Here is an 18,665-nt window from a genome sequence, read left to right on the forward strand (position 1 = left end):
GATCTAGTAGCAATCATCATAAACCAAACTGGTTTTAAGTAACTTCTGAGCAGCATATAGCCGCTTGTCCGTTAAGTTAATGATATCATATATATTCCCAAGTGGAAGACTCTCGATGAACTGACTTAACCCTACGTTAACTTCTATCTTGGTTTGGTGCTGTGGACCGATTTTAAGCTCGCTAAGGGCATCAATAAGGGACTTTGTCATAGAGACGCCATTATCGTAAGATGTATCTTCAAATAGAACGGCAAAGCGATCACCGCTGTATCGAAAAGCATGAAGAGTAGAGCTTTGAAGTGTCTTTAAATATTTCGCAACGGATTGAACAGCACAATCAGCTGAGGCTTGCCCATGCTTGGCATTTATAAGAGCATAATTGCTAATGTCAATAATCATAATGCAATGGACAACATCAGGCATATTAATTGTGTTCATTGCTGATTGGTAAAATAAGTTCATAAACTCATAAAAAGATGTTATGTTGTTCAATTTCGTGAGCGGATCGATTTTAGAAGTGCCTGGGATGTGTTCTTTAAAGTCGCCAAAATGGAGAGCTTTTTGTTTAAGTGTAGGAGAAGTTGATGCTGTTGTGGCCACATTAATGGAATGGCCCCATGTGCCGATGACTTGACCGCTGTCATCAAGTAAGGGATACTTTGAAGTAATTACATAGGAAATGTAATTATCCTTCCAGGTCTCCTTTTCAATTTTCGCTAAAATGGGTTTTTGGGTCCGTATGATCTCCTGCTCATCATCAAAAGCTTCTTGAGCATGTTCTTTGGTAAAAAAATCAAAATCTGTTTTGCCAAGAACATCTTCAACAGAATCTAAGCCAAAATAATTGGCGTGATATTGACTTAGAGCTATAAAGCGTGATTGAAGGTCTTTGACGTAAAAGGATTCGTTTGTATTTGATCTGATTGAATTATAAAGTAAATGTTCAATGTTCGCATGAAGATTTGTTTTACTTTTATCCATAAACGCTACTCCTTTTCGAAGGGTGAAATGATCTTCCAATCATTTGTTAGTATTTACTATATTATAGCATAAAACAATAAGGCTTGTTATACATAATAAGTATGATAAAAAAATAACGAGAAAAGTATTGCAATTCAGAAAAGGGTGTGGTATTATATCCCTATATTCATTGAATAACAGGAAAAAGTACCAAAAAACATGCTATAAAATTAGTGAAATAGCTTGATAAGAGGTTTTTCTAATTTGAAACTATAATTCAATATGTTAATTTATTAACGAGAAAGAGGTGCAACAATGACAACAGTTAAAGATATGGAAACATTATTACAACGCATACAAGAGATAAAAGAGGCACAAAAAGAATTTTCATCATACCCACAAGAAAAAGTAGACGAGATTTTTCGACAAGCTGCAATGGCAGCAAATAATGCAAGAATAAAATTAGCAAAGATGGCTGTAGAAGAAACAGGCATGGGAATTGTTGAAGATAAGGTAATCAAAAACCATTTTGCATCAGAGTATATATACAATCAATACAAAGATGAAAAAACATGTGGGATCATCGAAGAAGATCATGCATTTGGAATCACAAAAGTTGCAGAACCGATTGGAATTATTGCAGCAATTGTTCCGACAACAAATCCAACATCGACAGCTATATTTAAAGCGTTAATTGCGCTTAAGACACGTAATGGTATTATTTTTTCGCCACACCCAAGAGCAAAACAATGTACAATTGAAGCAGCACGAATTGTTCTTGATGCAGCAGTTGAAGCCGGAGCACCTAAGGGAATTATTGGCTGGATAGATCAACCAAGTGTTGAACTTTCAGGAGCTGTTATGCAAACCTGTGATTTGACTTTAGCAACAGGTGGTCCAGGCATGGTTAAAGCAGCATATTCTTCAGGAAAGCCAGCGATTGGTGTTGGAGCTGGAAACACACCGGCGATTATTGATGAAACAGCACATATTAAAATGGCAGTAAGCTCAATCTTACTATCAAAAAGTTTTGATAATGGTGTAATATGTGCGTCTGAGCAATCGGTGATAGTGTTAAAAGAAGTTTATAACGAAGTTCGCAAGGAATTTGCTGAACGTGGAGCCTATATATTAAGTAAAAAAGAAGTAGACGCTGTACGTAAGGTTATTTTAATTGATGGACGATTAAATGCTAACATCGTAGGTCAACCGGCAGCAAAAATTGCTCAAATGGCTGGAATTAAAGTGGATGAAGCGACGAAAGTGCTTATCGGTGAAGTATCTTCAGTAGAACTAGAAGAACCATTCTCACATGAAAAGCTTTCACCAGTACTTGCATTATATAAAGCGGATAATTTTGATGCAGCACTAACAAAAGCAGCGCGTTTGGTTGAATTAGGTGGATTGGGACATACATCTGTACTTTATACAGATCAAAATACGCAAAAAGATCGTATTGAACAATTTGGAGCAAAGATGAAGACCGGACGAACAATTATTAATATGCCATCATCTCAAGGTGCGATTGGTGACTTATATAACTTCAAGCTGGCACCGTCACTTACATTAGGATGTGGAACTTGGGGAGGAAACTCTATCTCTGAGAATGTAGGTGTTAAACATCTGATCAATGTTAAAAGTGTAGCAGAAAGGCGAGAAAATATGTTATGGTATCGAGTTCCAAATCGTGTATACTTTAAATCAGGATGCTTAGACATCGCTTTGGATGAATTAAAGGACTTAGGCAAGAAAAAAGCATTTATTGTAACAGATAAAGTTCTCTATGACTTAGGATATGCTGAAAAAGTAACGGATAAATTAGACAGTGTTGGAATTGATACAAAAGTGTTCTTTGATGTTCAACCTGACCCAACTTTAGCAACTGCACGAAAAGGTGCCAAAGAAATGCAAGCCTTTGAGCCAGATGTGATCATTGCACTTGGTGGAGGTTCACCAATGGACGCGGCAAAAATTATGTGGGTTATGTATGAACATCCAGAAGTACGATTTGAAGATTTAGCAATGCGTTTTATGGATATACGTAAACGTGTCTTTAGATTCCCAACAATGGGGCAAAAAGCAATGATGGTTGCAGTTCCTACATCAGCAGGAACGGGTTCAGAAGTAACGCCATTTGCAGTTATTACAGATGAAAAAACAGATGTTAAATATCCATTAGCAGATTATGAACTCACTCCGAATATGGCCATCGTTGATGCTGAATTAATGATGAATATGCCAAAAGGATTAACAGCAGCATCAGGTATCGATGCGTTAACACATGCGCTGGAAGCATATGTATCGGTATTAGCATCGGAGTATACGAATGGACAAGCTCTTGAAGCAATTCGATTAATCTTTAAATATTTGCCTGAGGCATATAATGAAGGTACAACAAATATCAAAGCACGTGAAAAGATGGCACATGCCTCAACGATGGCAGGAATGGCATTTGCCAATGCATTCTTAGGTGTTTGTCACTCGATGGCACATAAGTTAGGTTCTATGCATCATATTGCACACGGAGTTGCTAATGGACTGCTAATTAATGAAGTAATTCGCTTTAATGCTGTAGATAACCCAAGAAAACAAGCTGCATTCCCTCAATACAAATATCCAAATGCAAAATGGAGATATGCACGTATTGCTGACTACCTACAATTAGGTGGAACGACAGAGGAAGAAAAAGTTGAAAACTTAATCAAAGCCATCGACGAGTTAAAAGAAAAAGTAGGTATCCCAAAAACAATCAAAGAGACAGGTATATCTGCGAAGAAGTTCTATGCTACGCTTGATGAAATGAGTGAAAATGCTTTTGATGACCAGTGTACAGGTGCTAACCCAAGATATCCACTTATCAGCGAGATAAAAGAAATCTATACACGTGTGTTTGAAGGAACTGAAAAAACAGAAAAATAGATGAATAGCAAATATTAACAGCATAAATTAAAAGAAAAGACTCCTGCCCATAGCCTATGCTATGGGCAGGGGTTTTTGCGTATATAGTTTACAGTATTGCATTAAGTAGTCATCAAGAGTTGTCAATTGTTTGCGTATAGGTTATTATATTTTTAAAAGAAGTATATCAAAAAGGGGGACTATCGTAGAGATATTACACCATGAGAAGCGCTACAATAGCTAAGTGTGCTAAAACAAAAGACGGGGATAAAAAATCGGAGGTAATAGTAAACGCATATGAAAAAGATAAGATTTGCCGTAATTGGAACCAACTTTATAGCTAAAGATTTTCTTCAAGCTGCAAAAACAGATGAGTTTTTTGAGCTGACAGCATTATATACAAGGAATCCAGAAAATGCATCGAAGTTAGGCCTTGATTCACAGGCCATACAAGTAAGTTGTGATTTTAATGAATTCTTGAACTTAGAGATATATGATGCTGTGTATATCTCAAGTCCCAATGCGCTACATGCGCCTCAAAGTATTGCGCTTATGAATAAAGGAAAGCATATTTTATGTGAGAAACCTTTAGCGAGCAATTCAAAAGAAGTAGCATTGATGATTGCAGCAGCTAAAGATAATCAGGTAATCTTTTTAGAAGCGATGCGACCTATTTTTCATCCTGCGATGGAGCGAGTCAAAGAAGGAATGAAAAAAATCGGGCAAATACATTTTGCGGATTTTAGATTTTGCCAGTATTCTTCTCGCTATGACGCATTTAAAGCAGGACAGATTCTTAATGCCTTTAATCCGAAGTTGTCTAATGGTGCAATTATGGATATCGGTATTTATCCGATAGAAGTCATGCTAGATCTGCTAGGAATACCACGCCAGGTCAATGGTTATGGAAAAGTACTCAAAGACAGCATTGATGCCTATGGACACCTTGTGGCTCAATATGAGAATATGTATTGCATGATTACCTATTCAAAAGTTTCCAATTCGTACTTACCGTGTGAGATTCAAGGCGAGAAAGGGGCTCTTCTTATAGATAAGATTACCAATACTTCTAAAGTATGGATTCGCTGGAAAAGTGGAGAAGAAGAGATTCTGTATGATAAAATAATTGAGAAAGATATGAAATTTGAACTTAGATATTTTATGGAAGCGATTTGGGGAACCAAAGAAACGGCGCAGTTAAATAGGATTTCTGTAGAAAGCTTAAAAATTGTTGATAACATTCGTAAGGAACTAGGTGTGGTTTTTCCTGCTGATTAAATAACCTCATCTGATTTATGTGAAGTATGCTTTGAGACAAGAACAAAGAAAGTACAAAATGACTGTGCTTTTGAGATGTCTATATGCAGAGGGTGGAAAAATGCTTAAATTTTCAGTGGAATGTACATAAAAATTGTGCAAATAGACGAGGATGAAAAAGTGGTGCTACAAAAAAATGAATAAAAAAACACAAAAAATATTCTTTGATGTAAAAATATAGTGACATATAATACAAACTCAAAGATATAGGATTTCAAATATTATGCGTATCCGTAGATTTGACTTTAGGATTTGAGGAGCATATAATAATGAATGGAATCGAACGATTGGTAAATAAAGTTGAGTGCATACGCAAGCAAAGTTATGGACCAAATATGATACCTAGATTTGGTGTATTCATATTGGTCTTTTTTTGTGCACGATTATGATGGAGGCGACAATGGAAAAAGGACAAATGGAGGCACACATTAGTACAAGCATGATAACGTTCCAACGTAAACAACTGGGACGTGGAGCGGAATCGGCAAAAACATATATTATTGATGATATGATTGTCATTCGCCTCAAAGGGGTATTGACAGCGGCAGAAAAAGAGTTGGCGCGTGAGGAAAAAGGAAAAGCGTTAGTTAAAGAGATGCGTTATCAATTAGAGGAGATTATTCGCCCGAAGCTTGAAGAAATGATTGAAGAGATTACAGGATGTAAAGTTATATCTATTCATAATGATATTAGTACAAAAACCGGAGAACGTATGGATGTCATTATTCTTGAAAAATCATTAGGATTTTAAAAAATATGCATGGAGGATGACGATGTTATCATATGACTTTTTCTTAGACTTAGCGATTATACTTTTGAGTACAAAAATTTTTGGTTTGTTGACAAGAAAAGTTCAAATGCCGCAAGTCGTAGGTGCTTTATTGGCAGGGGTACTTTTGGGACCAACTTTTTTAAATGTATTGCAGGAAACAGAATTCATTGATAAGATGGCAGAACTTGGTGTAATTATGCTGATGTTTACTGCCGGTATGGAAACCGATATCAAGGAATTAAAGCAAACAGGTAAGGCTTCATTTATCATTGCAGCGTTTGGTGTTGGAATTCCATTAATTGGAGGCTTTTTAGCAGCAGCTGTTTTTTCAGGTAATATTGCATCGATGTCAAAACTGGAATTGTTGCAAAATATTTTTATAGGGGTCATCTTAACGGCCACATCAGTGAGTATAACCGTAGAGACACTTCGGGAAATGGGAAAGCTAAAAACAAAGTCAGGAACAGCGATATTGGGAGCCGCTGTTATTGACGATATTATGGGAATTATCATTTTGACATTTATTATAAGTTTTAGAGATAGTTCGGTGAGTTTGACAAGTATTGTTATGCGCATTATCCTCTTTTTCGTTTTTTCAACAGTATGTGGATTTTTATTTTATAAAGGCTTTGAATATATGAGTAAAAAATATGGACGAAAACGGCGAATTCCTATATACAGCTTCATCTTGTGCCTTATTTTAGCTTATATTGCTGAAGAGTATTTTGGAATTGCAGATATTACCGGTGCGTATTTGGCGGGTATTATCATTAGTAATTTAAAAAGCAATGAATATGTTGCTGAAAAAGTGGAAATCACATCATATATGCTTTTCTCACCTATATTTTTTGCAAGTATAGGGATAAAAACTTCAATTCATACGATGAGTTGGAATATTGTCTTTTTCTCATTGCTTTTGATTGTTGTTGCGATCATGACAAAAATTATTGGTTGTGGCATAGGTGCTAGACTTACCGGGTTTAGCAGGGAAGATTCGATAAAAATTGGAATAGGTATGGTTTCACGAGGAGAGGTAGCACTTATTGTTGCAAATAAAGGGGCTGCGGTCGGATTAATTCGTGAAGAGTATTTTGCGCCGATTATTATTGTGGTTTTGGTAACGACTTTAATTACTCCAATCTTATTAAAACTTGCATATAAAGGAAAAAAAGAAAATATTCAGAATGTTGCTTTGCAACGCTCATAATAAAAATCTCGGACATCTGTTCGAGATTTTTTTGCAAGAAAGTGTACGTTAAAAACCATCAAGCTGTGATGATGCAATTGATTAAATTGTCATAATGTGGTATATTTTAGTATGACTATTCATGCTATAGGGAGGTAAGAAAATGATCGATTTTAAGAAAAAAGACATAATAGATACGTTTGAATTTAATAATAAAACATATCAATATGTAAACTTAAATAAGCTTCAAGAACTTACAGGTGTTAACTTAGAGCGCTTGCCAAAGACCATAAAAATTTTGTTGGAAAACGTGATTCGAAATTACGATGGAAATCTCATTACAAGCGAACATATTAATCAGCTGTTATACTGGGGAGAAACCGATGATGTCAAAGAGGTCGGCTTTATTCCATCCAGAATTGTTTTGCAAGATTTTACAGGTGTGCCAGCAGTTGTAGACTTGGCAGCCATGCGTAATGCTGTAGCAAGAATGGGAAAAGATCCGAGTGTTATTAATCCGTTGGTTCCTGTAGACTTAGTTATAGACCACTCTGTCATGGTGGATGCATATGGTAGCCAAGAGGCACTGAAATTTAATGTGGAAAAAGAGTTTGAACGCAATCATGAGCGTTATCGTTTTCTAAAATGGGCGCAAAATTCCTTTGAAAACTTTAGAGCGGTTCCACCGTCAACAGGTATTATTCATCAGGTGAACTTAGAATACCTGGCGACCGTTGTTGCTGAGCGCGAAGTGGACGGGGGAACAATGCTTCTTCCAGACACATTGGTTGGAACGGATTCACATACAACAATGATTAATGGAATTGGTATATTAGGCTGGGGCGTTGGAGGTATCGAAGCTGAAGCAGGAATGCTTGGCCAACCTTTATACTTTGTTACACCCCAAGTTGTGGGCGTACATATGACAGGACAACTTCAAGAAGGGGTTACAGCAACTGATCTTGCTCTTCGTGTAACAGAACTTCTTCGCCAGAATAATGTGGTTGGTAAGTTCGTTGAATATTTTGGACCGGGAGCACAAACGTTGTCTCTTCCAGACCGAGCAACAGTATCAAATATGTCGCCTGAATATGGTGCGACGATGGGATATTTTGCGGTGGATGAAGAAACATTAGACTATATGGCATTAACAGGACGGGATGAAGAAAAGATTGGGCTGGTACAAGAATATTTATCACGTCAAAATTTATTCGGAATAGATATTGAAACAGAAGTTGAATATAGCCAAGTTATAGAACTTGACTTATCAACGTTATCGGCAAGTTTGGCAGGACCAAAACGTCCACAAGACCGTGTGCCGTTAAGTGAACTTAAGAATGCGTTTCAAGAGATTGCCATTAAGCCGGTAGCAGATGGCGGGTATGGATTGAATAGAGAGGATTTAGATAAAAAAGTTCTATTAGACGGGTGGAAAGATGCCGATGGACAACCATCAGAACTTCGAACGGGGGATGTAGTTTTAGCGGCAATAACAAGTTGTACCAATACCTCGAATCCATCCGTAATGATTGGAGCCGGACTTGTTGCAAAAAAAGCTGTTGAAGCAGGACTAAGTGTACCTAATTATGTAAAAACCAGCTTGACACCTGGATCCTTGGTGGTAACAGAGTATTTGAAAAAGGCCAATGTCCTTGAAAGCTTAGAAACACTAGGATTTAATGTGGCAGGTTATGGATGTGCAACCTGTATAGGAAACAGTGGACCTTTGGATGAACCTGTAACAAAAGCCATTGTAGATAATGACATGCTTGTCGGTTCTGTACTTAGTGGTAACCGAAACTTTGAAGGACGGATTCATCAGCATATTAAGGCAAACTATTTGGCTTCTCCAATGCTTGTGGTGGCATATGCATTGGCAGGGACACTAGATATTGATTTTGATACACAAGCCATTGGAAAAGATAAAGATGGCAATGAAGTCTTCTTAAAAGACTTATGGCCATCAAATAGTGAACTTAGTGATGCTGTAAAACAAGCAGTATCTAATGAAATGTTCATTGAACAATATCGAAGTATTTATGAAGCGAACAATCAATGGAATGCTATTGATGCACCATCTGGAATGCTCTATGAATGGGAAGAAGATTCAACATATATTCGCGAGCCGGAGTTCTTTAAAAATCTTGAAAAAATGGAATCCATTGAAGATATCGTGGGAGCTAAAGTTTTACTATCGTTGGGGGATTCGATTACGACAGACCATATCTCACCGGCAGGAAGTATTACAACAAAATCGCCGGCGGGCATATATTTAGCAAGTATGGGTGTGGATCGTCTTGATTTTAATTCTTATGGTTCTAGACGTGGTAACCATGAGGTCATGATGCGAGGAACATTTGCGAATATTCGTATCCGAAACCGTTTAGCAGATGGCGTTGAAGGCGGCTATACAACAATGGAAGAAGGTAGCGAGGTGCTATCCGTCTTTGATGCAGCGATGCAATATCAAGCAAAGAACATACCGCTGATTGTTATTGCTGGAAAAGAATATGGAACGGGAAGTTCTAGAGACTGGGCCGCAAAGGGAACAAATCTTTTAGGGGTCAAAGCAGTAATTGCTGAGAGTTATGAACGGATTCACAGAAGCAATTTAGTTGGAATGGGCGTATTGCCACTTCAATTTTTACCAGGAGAATCGGTTGAAGCACTTGGACTGACAGGACGAGAAACTTATCGTATTGAGGGACTTTCCCAAGCAAAACCAATGGATAAAGTTAAGGTGATAGCTGAAAGTGAAGAGGGTAAAGTGAAAGTCTTTGAAGTACGCATGCGATTAGACAGTACAGTCGACATTGATTATTACTTAAACCAAGGGATACTCCAAAAAGTACTTTTAGAAATTTAATATAGGGAGGACTTATGCGCAATATCAAGTTAAAATACAAGTTAATCTTGTTAAGCATGATGATGATTCTTGCTTTTATAGCATTGATCTTATTTTCAGTATTGCCGACATTTAATCGCACTCTAGAGACCAAGACAGAACAAAAACTCGTTGAATTTGTTGAAATGCCAATGGGAATTATCGCTAAGTATCATCAAATGTCCATTGAAGGAGACCTTAGTGAAGATGAAGCAAAACAGATGGCTCTAGCAGCTATAAAACAGTTGCGCTATGATGATGGAACGGGATATTTTTGGATTAATGATGATACGTTGCCTATTCCTACGATGATAATGCATACCACATCTGCGGAGTTGGATGGTACAGTTCTTGATGATCCAAGCTATAATGTTGCCAACGGAACCCAGGAAAATTTTTTCTCGGTGTTTGTTCGTCTGACGAATCAAGATGGTAAGGGGTTTGTCAGGTATTTGTGGCCAAAAGTTTCTGTAAATGAAACAACTTCAGAACAACCGAAACTATCCTACGTCGAAAAGTACGAACCATGGGGATGGATTGTTGGGACAGGTGTTTATGTCGATGATTTAAGACAAATAGAAGTATCCATAAGAAATCGTGTGCTAGTCGGTACGGGTATCGTGATTATGATTACGGTGTTACTTGTTATTGCCATTACTGTTCCTCTTGAAAAAACATTAATTAAAATGTTGTCTGCAACAAAAAAATACCAAGAATACGATTTTAGAGAAGCTATTCAAATAGAGCAATCCGATGAATTTGGCGTCATTGCAAAAGCTTTTAATCGTGTGAGCCAAGGCATCAGTCAAATGGTTCAAAAAATAAGTGAGAGTTCAAAATTGATTCATAATAGTTTTCAAGAAATTCGTACAAGCTTATCTGGTCTTAATCAGGTGACCGATGAGACGGAGCAAAGTACAATTGAAATCGCAAATGTTATGAATCAGACGCGACAAAATTCAGAAGAGGTAGCGCATATTATTGGCGAAGCACGCAATGCGATTGAGACCATCGCAGAACGAGCGAGCAATGGTTCGGTTATGTCGAGTGAAATTAGCCAAAGGGCTATTCAGATGAAAGATGAAGCTGGAGAATCAAAAAAAGATGCAGAACAGATCTATGCGAATGCAAAAGAAAAAATGACCATAGCCATTGAGAGTGCATCAGAAGTATCAAGAATTAATGAATTGCTGGAATCAATCCTAGACATAACAGACCAAACCAATCTATTGGCATTAAATGCTTCCATTGAAGCGGCACGAGCAGGTGAGTCTGGACGAGGCTTTTCAATTGTTGCACAAGAAATAAAAAAACTGGCAGAATCATCGTCATCCATGGTGGAAGATATACGTGAAGTGACAGTTCGCATTGAAGAGGTGGTAAATTCCTTGGTCAATGATTCACAAGAAATGCTTAGTTTTATTGATACAAAAGTGCTAGAAGATTATGAAAAACTCTCGAGTTTAGGACAACAATATAATAAAGACTCCAATGCCTTTAATGATATTATGCTGGATTTAAGTGCCACGTCCCAAGAATTGTTTGGTTCGATGGATACTATACATACAGCTATGCTCAATGTTGCTGATTCAACCAATATCGGAGCTAAAGGTGTGGAACAGATTCGAGATAATATGCGAATTATTTCCCAAGATGCGGAAAACTTTTTAAGTATTGCAGATAAAAACATGGCATCCGCTGAAGCGCTTGATGCGATGATACAACAATTTAAAATTTAACAACAGAGATAACAAAAGGCTGTAGCACTATTTTATTTAGTGTACAGCCTTTTGTTATAAAAAATCCCGAGCACAAGACTCAGGATTTAGTGTGAAATTTGATTATGTCAAGTAACCAAATGTTATTATTCTTCGATGACATACATTTCATCAATTTGTGCTTGTAGGGATTCGTTCTCCAAAAACTCATCAAAGTCAGATAGACGATCAACAAGACCTTGTGGTGTAATTTCAAACACTCGATTAGCCACAGTTTCTATAAAACGGTGGTCATGAGAGGAGAAGATAACATTTCCTTTAAAACTAATTAATCCATCATTCACAGCTTGAATGGATTCAAGGTCAAGGTGGTTTGTCGGTTCATCAAGCAAGACAACATTGGCTCCAGATAACATCATTTTAGAAAGCATGCAACGGACTTTTTCTCCACCGGAAAGGACAGAGGCTTTTTTAAGCGCTTCATCACCACTAAAGAGCATCTTTCCTAAGAAGCCACGAATAAAGGATTCGTCTTGTTCTTTTGAGTATTGACGTAACCAATCAACTAAAGATAAATCGGAGCCTTCAAAGTATTCGCTATTGTCTTTTGGGAGATAGGCAGTTGTTACGGTAACGCCCCATGTATATTCGCCTTCATCCGGCTCCATTTCTCCCATTAGGATTTTGAACAAAGCAGTTCTTGCTTGTTCGTTACGGCTAAGAACAACGATTTTGTCATCCTTGTTGACAGTGAAACTAATGTTGTTGAGTAATTTGACACCATCGATTGTTTTAGAAATTCCTTCGACACGTAAAATCTCCTTACCAACTTCACGATCTTGAGAAAAATTGACAAAAGGATAACGTCGTGAAGAGGGTTTAATATCTTCGATTTTAATTTTATCCAACATCTTCTTACGTGATGTTGCTTGCTTAGCCTTTGAAGCGTTTGAGCTAAATCGTGCAATAAAGGCTTTTAATTCGTTGATTTTTTCTTCAGCTTTTTTGTTTTGGTCATTAATCATTCGTGACATCAGCTGACTAGATTCATACCAGAAATCATAATTACCGATAAAGAGATTGGCTTTCCCAAAATCAATATCAACAATATGTGTACATACATTATTTAAAAAGTGACGGTCATGGGATACGACAATAACCGTGTTTGGATATTCAATTAAAAACTCTTCAAGCCAGTTAATGGTTCTAAAATCCAAATGGTTTGTAGGCTCATCAAGTAGTAGAGTGTGTGGGTTGCCAAAAAGAGCTTGAGCCAACAATACTTTTACTTTCTCAGAACCGTTTAAATCGCCCATCTTTGTCTGATGAAGGGATTTTGGAATACCTAATCCAATAAGAAGTTTTTCAGCATCATACTCAGCATCCCAGCCATCTAACTCGGCAAATTCTGCTTCAAGTTCAGCGGACTTAACACCATCTTCTTCGGTGAAGTCTTCTTTTGCATACAGCGCTTCCTTTTCATGGATAATTTGATATAATCGCTCGTGACCCATGATAACGGTATCGATAATGGTTTCGTGATCGTATTGGAAATGGTCTTGCTTTAATACAGCGATACGTTCACCAGGAGTTTTACTCACATCTCCGGTATTGGGTTCGATTTCGCCAGATAAAATCTTTAAAAAAGTAGATTTTCCAGAACCATTAGCCCCAATTACACCATAGCAATTGCCATGATTAAATTGCAGGTTAACATTCTTAAAAAGTTGCTTGTCACTAAAACTTAAACTTACATTATTTGCACTTAACAAAATGGACCTCCATACTAGTAAAAATGATATATTTAAACTTGATAAGTTTAGCATAAATAAGTTTGAAAAGCAATAGATAACTATGATATGATAGGGGTAGCATATAAAAAGGAGTGAATACATTATGAAAAAGTTAAAAATAGGGGCGCTAGGTGTTTCGCGACATTTACTTACACGGGTGATGCTTCCTTTGAGTCAATCAAACCAAGTAGAGCTTGTCGGCTTGGCATCTCGCAATATAGAAAAAGCAAATCAAGTAGCCAAAACATGGAATATAAAGAAAACATATGGAGAATATCAACAGTTAATTGAAGATCCTGAGATTGAAGCGGTATATATTCCACTGCCAAATCATATGCATCTAGAATGGATGAAAAAAGCAATCGATGCCAAGAAACATGTGATTTGTGAAAAGCCACTGACGCTTGATGCTAAAGAAACGGACGATATTATTGCTTATGCCCAAGGAAAAGGTGTTAAAGTAATGGAAGCGTTTATGTATCGATTCCATCCCAAATGGAAGCAGGTTGTAGAATTGATGAAGGTGTCGGGTATTGGAGAGGTACAGACCATCCATACTATTTTCTCCTACAATAATCAAGATGAGAATAATATACGTAATATTAAGGAATATGGTGGAGGAGCCCTTATGGATATCGGTTGCTATGCCATCAATTCTGCGCGATATATTTTGGGAAAGGACCCAGAGAGTGTTATATCAAAAATGACGTATTCGCCTAGTTTTCAAACGGATATATTGACATCGGGTATGTTAGACTTTAAAACGGCACGCGCATTATTTTCTGTGGGTACAGCGATGTATCCAGCACAAGAAGTAAAAATATATGGAACGGGTGGGACGGTTGAAGTTGTCATTCCATTTAATGACTTATATGATATCAACGGAAAAATTATTGTGACCAACGACTTAGGGCGCCGAGTGATAGAATTTGAACCAACCAATCAATATGGAGAAATGTTTGATGCATTTGCTGATGCGATAGCTAAGGATGAAGCGGTCCCACTGTCATTAGAAGACAGTCGAATGAACATGCATATCATAGATCAGCTCGTCAAGTCCTCCAAAACGCAACAGTGGGAGTCCATAGAATCCAAATAAAAAGGATGGACATTTAATCACAAAATGTGATAAGATGTTTTTGAGGTGATTTAATGAAATCCTTTGGAGCTATACTCAAAGAAATACGAAAAGCACACCATATGAGTCAAAAGGAATTAGGCAAGCGCTTAGGTGTGGGGCAAACGACAATAGCAAATTATGAAAAAGATATTCGTTTTCCAAATCAAGAGACCCTAATGATTATGGCGGATATATTTGATGTATCCGTCGATCAATTACTGGGTCGACAAGAACTTAAGATAAACAGCGAATGCATGGATGAAATACAATTAAAACAAACGCTTTTAGACCTTTTATTACGAGCAAAAGAGCGCGAAGCGATGGACGTTATTAAAGGATATAAAGTAACCCGTGAAGAAATTATTCGTTTGTATGAAGGTGTTTTTCGCGCGTTACTCATAGACGTTGGTGTTCTTTGGGAAGAAGGTAAAATATCCATTGCCAAAGAACACTATATCTCTGAGTGTATATGGCGTATGGTAAGCTATATATCTCAAGGTATTGAACGGGGCACATCTTCAAAAGGCAATGTGTTGTGTATGGCGTTATCAGGTGAGCAGCATACATTAGGCATACGTATGGTTGCGGATTATTTTAATTTACTTGGATATCATCCCTACTATATAGGGGCTAATATTCCAACGGGAGAAGTTGTTGAGTTTGTGAAGCAAATCAAGCCCAGATATATAGCCCTATCATTGACAACACAGACCCTTAATGATGCACTGATTAACTTAATTAAATGCTTAAAACAAACATGTGAATCCTGCACGATTATTGTTGGCGGTCAAGCATATGAAAAAAACAAAGGAATGATTCCCCAACAAGCAGATGAATTCATAGATAGCTTTGAAGCACTTGAGGATTTGTTGAGGAGAACAGATGGAATTTAACAGTATTTTATGGCTTCATACGAGTGTCAAAAATCAAATTCATCATAAAATTATTGAGAATCTCAATTTGGAAGAAGTTTATCAACAACTTCTTACAAATGATGAGATTCTTTATTCTTTATGTATGGATGTTCAAACGATTGAATATCGTCAGGCTATTCTTAAGGACTTTATGAGCAATGAAGGACTCTTGGATGAGTTGATGAAGAGCTTAGAAGCTTTTTATCACTTAAAACCCTTGTATCATTCAGAACTATATAAAGTATCTAATCTGTATCGTATTATTGATATGCTTATTATTATGGAAAAGGCAATTGACAGTTTAGAACAGCTAGATCAGATACTGCGATACTATCGGTTGGAATCATCGGGATTAAAAAAACTATGCGATAGTGTGTATGCGAATATAGGTACCGATGAATATAAGGCAATGAAAAGGGATCTAAAGGAGATACACTATATATTTAGTTCGATTAAAGGGGCGACGCTATCGGTATCTATGACATCAGGAATGCGCCCCAAATTTGCTCAGGTAACGCAGATTGATCATCACCGATATCGATACCCTAAAGCCTTTCGACATGTGTCGGATGTCTTAGCGGATGATCAGACCTTTTTGGATCGGCGTATTTCAAGTTATGTTCCTGTTTTTAAAGTACAAAAAATGAACTATAATATTTTGGAAGAAATTGAGTATGCTTTACGTGAACATAAAGCTAAATTGGAGGCATTTATACAATCTTATGAGCGTATTGATATAAAACCGTTTGTGCGGTTATATGAAGAAATTGCGTTTTATAGCTCCAGCTATAAGCTTTTTCACACATTACAAGAAAAAGGGCTTCCGATTACCAAACCAGAAATTGTAGCCAATGCGACATGCTTAGCGTTTGAGGATGGATATAATATTAATTTGGCTATAAAAGGTACAGTTGCACCGAGTGCGATTGTTCTAAATGGATTTGAGTTAAACGAAGAGCGAAAGTTTTTTCTGATAACAGGGGCTAATCGTGGAGGAAAGACAACTTATACACAGTGTATTGGACAAATACAGCTCCTTGGTCAGCTTGGGTTATATGTACCGGCTAAGTCCGCTAAGATTAGTTTGGTTGATACTATAGAATCGCATTTTCCGGCGTTAGAAAATGAGTCTGTCGATAAGGGGAAATTTGGAAGAGAATGTGAAGTGTTTGTTGAAAGCTTTAAGCGTGTGACACCGCGTTCGATTATGCTTTTGAATGAATCTTTTGCCGGGACAAGTCATCTAGAAAGTTTAAGTATTGCAACACAAGGTGTTGTTGCAATGATGCAAGCAGGTATTCCTTTTATCTTTAATACCCACTTGCATGAGTTATATGAAGAAGTATTAGCGGAATTGGAGCATAAAGGGTTGAGCACCTTAAAAGAGCACTTAATTAGTTTAACAACAAAGATGGAACAAGTTGACAGTACCTATGTCATGATTGAACAGGAACCGATGGGAAAAAGCTATGCAAGGGAAATTGCTATTAAATATGGGGTAACATATGAACAACTTATAAAAGATATGTCGTAGGGGTGGATAATGAATAAGTCGTTAATGAGTTTGTTATGGAGTAAGGATTCAAGTAAAAAAACTATGACCCTATCAAAAAAAGATATGGATGATATGGGGATTGAATGGTTTGTAGATTTTTTTCAAGGGGAGAAAAAGCAAAGTTTAGACACATTAATTCATGAAATTCCAATTGAAATCCAAGATATTAAATATCGTCAGAGTATCTTAAAAGACTGTGTGAATAATCCGCTACTGTTTGATAAACTGCTTTCATACGGACAAGATGCCTTCCATCAGATGACATTAAGCAAATTTGCATTTGAAAAAGAGGCGACTATTTACAACTTAATCAAAAGAGTGGCAGAAGTGGATGGGATTCGAAAAACGCTGGAAGATATTTTGCATATGTTTGAACAGGCAACGATCGAGTCACAAGGATTAAAGCAATATCATCAACTTTTACAAGAAATTGTTGATTCCAGGATTTATGATGCGTTTATTCGGGATGTTGAAATGATTAAATCGCAAGCGGCGGGTGTTAAAAGTATAAAAATCGGCTTGAATTTGGATGAATATTTGCAACCGATTGAAGCCATTTTACTAGATGTCAGTGAAGAAGTGTTTAAATATGGACGCTTTGATAAGAAAATGGAATATTATGCAGTAAAAGGCATGAAAGAAGTGATGCTGATTCCACGAAAAATTTTTGCAAAGGAAACGATTGCACCACCCGAAGCACTTAACAATTTAGAAAAAATTGTTGAGCCGGCCATGCTTCAACTTATTAGCTTTTGTGATCAGTTTACCCGTAAAATTCTTGAGGTTCTTAGTATTCTTCATGAGGACTTGCCGTATTATAGCGTCGGAGTAACAATGTATCAACAAATTACCGACCAAGGCTATATCATGACATTGCCCAAGTGGGGGCAAGATTACAAAGCGAAGGATTTGTATCATCTGCATCTGGCGATGAAGCTCAAGCCAGATGAACTGGTTTTTAATACAATAGAGTTAAGCAAAGATAAGCCGATTAATATATTGACAGGAGCTAATCGTGGCGGCAAGACGACAACGACACAAAGCATTATGCAAAGTATATGGATGGGGCAACTGGGATTTTTTGTAGCGGCAAAAGAAGTAGAGCTTCCTTTAGTTAGTGCGTTGAAGGTCCATTTTCCAAGAGAAGAAAAAGAGACGGTGGATTATGGACGCTTAGGTGAAGAATGTAACCGCTTTAAAGAAATGTTTGAACAAAGCTCTTCAACGAGTTTCTTCTTTATGAATGAGTCTTTTTCAGGGACGTCCCACCATGAAAGCTTGCAAATCTCAGTAGAGATATTACAAGCCATATATCAAAGAGGTAGCTTTGTTTTATTCAATACGCATTTACATGAACTCGTTGAAACATTGGAGAAAAAAATACCTCAAAAGAGTATTCAAAGCCTAATTGCGGGAAAAGATATGGATAAATCCCCCTATGTTATTGAACGCGGGCGACCCCTTGGAAAAAGTTATGGTATAGAAATAGCCAAAAAATATGGGATGAATTATGAGACGCTGATTCGTATACCCCATTAATTGTGTTCG

Annotated in this window: 12 protein-coding genes; 10 read left to right on the forward strand and 2 right to left on the reverse strand. The window is 37.2% G+C overall.

From position 1 onward, the window contains the following. Nucleotides 1-3: 3 nt before the first annotated feature. Nucleotides 4-981, reverse strand: a complete 978-nt coding sequence (locus QBE53_03830) for a diguanylate cyclase (GenBank protein WZL82238.1) — start codon at nucleotides 979-981, stop codon at nucleotides 4-6. A 294-nt stretch (nucleotides 982-1,275) separates the two neighbouring features. On the opposite strand from QBE53_03830, the gene adhE reads away from it, so the two are divergent. The 6 genes from adhE (at nucleotide 1,276) to QBE53_03860 (ending at nucleotide 11,756) form a co-directional block, all read left to right on the forward strand. After that, entirely contained in the window at nucleotides 1,276-3,879 is a 2,604-nt protein-coding gene (gene adhE / locus QBE53_03835) for a bifunctional acetaldehyde-CoA/alcohol dehydrogenase (protein WZL82239.1), read from the forward strand. Nucleotides 3,880-4,155: 276 nt separating this feature from the next. Then, a complete protein-coding gene (locus tag QBE53_03840) occupies nucleotides 4,156-5,136 on the forward strand; it encodes a Gfo/Idh/MocA family oxidoreductase (protein ID WZL82240.1) in 981 nt (326 codons plus the stop codon). 439 nt (nucleotides 5,137-5,575) lie between these two features. Further along, nucleotides 5,576-5,926 (forward strand): DUF2294 domain-containing protein, encoded by a 351-nt coding sequence (locus QBE53_03845; protein ID WZL82241.1) that lies wholly within the window; start codon nucleotides 5,576-5,578, stop codon nucleotides 5,924-5,926. 22 nt (nucleotides 5,927-5,948) lie between these two features. Then, nucleotides 5,949-7,154 (forward strand): cation:proton antiporter, encoded by a 1,206-nt coding sequence (locus tag QBE53_03850; protein WZL82242.1) that lies wholly within the window; start codon nucleotides 5,949-5,951, stop codon nucleotides 7,152-7,154. Between the two features lie 142 nt (nucleotides 7,155-7,296). Continuing rightward, nucleotides 7,297-9,999, forward strand: coding sequence for an aconitate hydratase AcnA (gene acnA / locus QBE53_03855; protein ID WZL82243.1), 2,703 nt, complete (start codon nucleotides 7,297-7,299; stop codon nucleotides 9,997-9,999). Between the two features lie 14 nt (nucleotides 10,000-10,013). Then, nucleotides 10,014-11,756 carry a methyl-accepting chemotaxis protein gene (locus tag QBE53_03860; GenBank protein WZL82244.1) on the forward strand — a complete coding sequence of 581 codons (1,743 nt, stop codon included), beginning with the start codon at nucleotides 10,014-10,016 and terminating at the stop codon, nucleotides 11,754-11,756. 125 nt (nucleotides 11,757-11,881) lie between these two features. Here the strand turns inward: QBE53_03860 and QBE53_03865 are convergent, their stop codons facing one another. Then, complete coding sequence (locus QBE53_03865; protein ID WZL82245.1) at nucleotides 11,882-13,507, reverse strand: ATP-binding cassette domain-containing protein; 1,626 nt, start codon at nucleotides 13,505-13,507, stop codon at nucleotides 11,882-11,884. Between the two features lie 124 nt (nucleotides 13,508-13,631). Here QBE53_03865 and QBE53_03870 point away from each other — a divergent pair, with 124 nt between their 5' ends. From QBE53_03870 to QBE53_03885, 4 genes are read left to right on the forward strand one after another with little or no spacing between them, the layout of a single operon-like run. Then, the gene (locus QBE53_03870) at nucleotides 13,632-14,627 is read left to right on the forward strand and encodes a Gfo/Idh/MocA family oxidoreductase (protein ID WZL82246.1); all 996 of its coding nucleotides are present in this window, start codon (nucleotides 13,632-13,634) and stop codon (nucleotides 14,625-14,627) included. Nucleotides 14,628-14,680: 53 nt separating this feature from the next. Further along, nucleotides 14,681-15,541 (forward strand): helix-turn-helix domain-containing protein, encoded by an 861-nt coding sequence (locus QBE53_03875; protein WZL82247.1) that lies wholly within the window; start codon nucleotides 14,681-14,683, stop codon nucleotides 15,539-15,541. Then, nucleotides 15,531-17,096: a hypothetical protein gene (locus QBE53_03880; protein WZL82248.1), complete on the forward strand. Its 1,566-nt coding sequence runs from the start codon at nucleotides 15,531-15,533 to the stop codon at nucleotides 17,094-17,096. Before QBE53_03875 ends, QBE53_03880 begins: the two co-directional genes overlap by 11 nt. Nucleotides 17,097-17,105: 9 nt before the next feature. Beyond that, nucleotides 17,106-18,656, forward strand: coding sequence for a hypothetical protein (locus QBE53_03885; GenBank protein WZL82249.1), 1,551 nt, complete (start codon nucleotides 17,106-17,108; stop codon nucleotides 18,654-18,656). Nucleotides 18,657-18,665: the final 9 nt, after the last annotated feature.

This window comes from Vallitaleaceae bacterium 9-2 (assembly GCA_038396585.1).
Lineage (GTDB): Bacteria > Bacillota > Clostridia > Lachnospirales > Vallitaleaceae > UBA1351.

Excerpts from the sequence above, each read along its gene's own strand:
- QBE53_03845 (WZL82241.1), top strand. The coding sequence starts at position 5,576 with ATGGAAAAAGGACAAATGGAGGCACACATTAGTACAAGCATGATAACG.
- QBE53_03870 (WZL82246.1), top strand. The coding sequence starts at position 13,632 with ATGAAAAAGTTAAAAATAGGGGCGCTAGGTGTTTCGCGACATTTACTT.
- adhE (WZL82239.1), top strand. The coding sequence starts at position 1,276 with ATGACAACAGTTAAAGATATGGAAACATTATTACAACGCATACAAGAG.
- QBE53_03860 (WZL82244.1), top strand. The coding sequence starts at position 10,014 with ATGCGCAATATCAAGTTAAAATACAAGTTAATCTTGTTAAGCATGATG.
- QBE53_03850 (WZL82242.1), top strand. The coding sequence starts at position 5,949 with ATGTTATCATATGACTTTTTCTTAGACTTAGCGATTATACTTTTGAGT.
- acnA (WZL82243.1), top strand. The coding sequence starts at position 7,297 with ATGATCGATTTTAAGAAAAAAGACATAATAGATACGTTTGAATTTAAT.
- QBE53_03885 (WZL82249.1), top strand. The coding sequence starts at position 17,106 with ATGAATAAGTCGTTAATGAGTTTGTTATGGAGTAAGGATTCAAGTAAA.
- QBE53_03840 (WZL82240.1), top strand. The coding sequence starts at position 4,156 with ATGAAAAAGATAAGATTTGCCGTAATTGGAACCAACTTTATAGCTAAA.
- QBE53_03880 (WZL82248.1), top strand. The coding sequence starts at position 15,531 with ATGGAATTTAACAGTATTTTATGGCTTCATACGAGTGTCAAAAATCAA.
- QBE53_03830 (WZL82238.1), bottom strand. The coding sequence starts at position 981 with ATGGATAAAAGTAAAACAAATCTTCATGCGAACATTGAACATTTACTT.
- QBE53_03875 (WZL82247.1), top strand. The coding sequence starts at position 14,681 with ATGAAATCCTTTGGAGCTATACTCAAAGAAATACGAAAAGCACACCAT.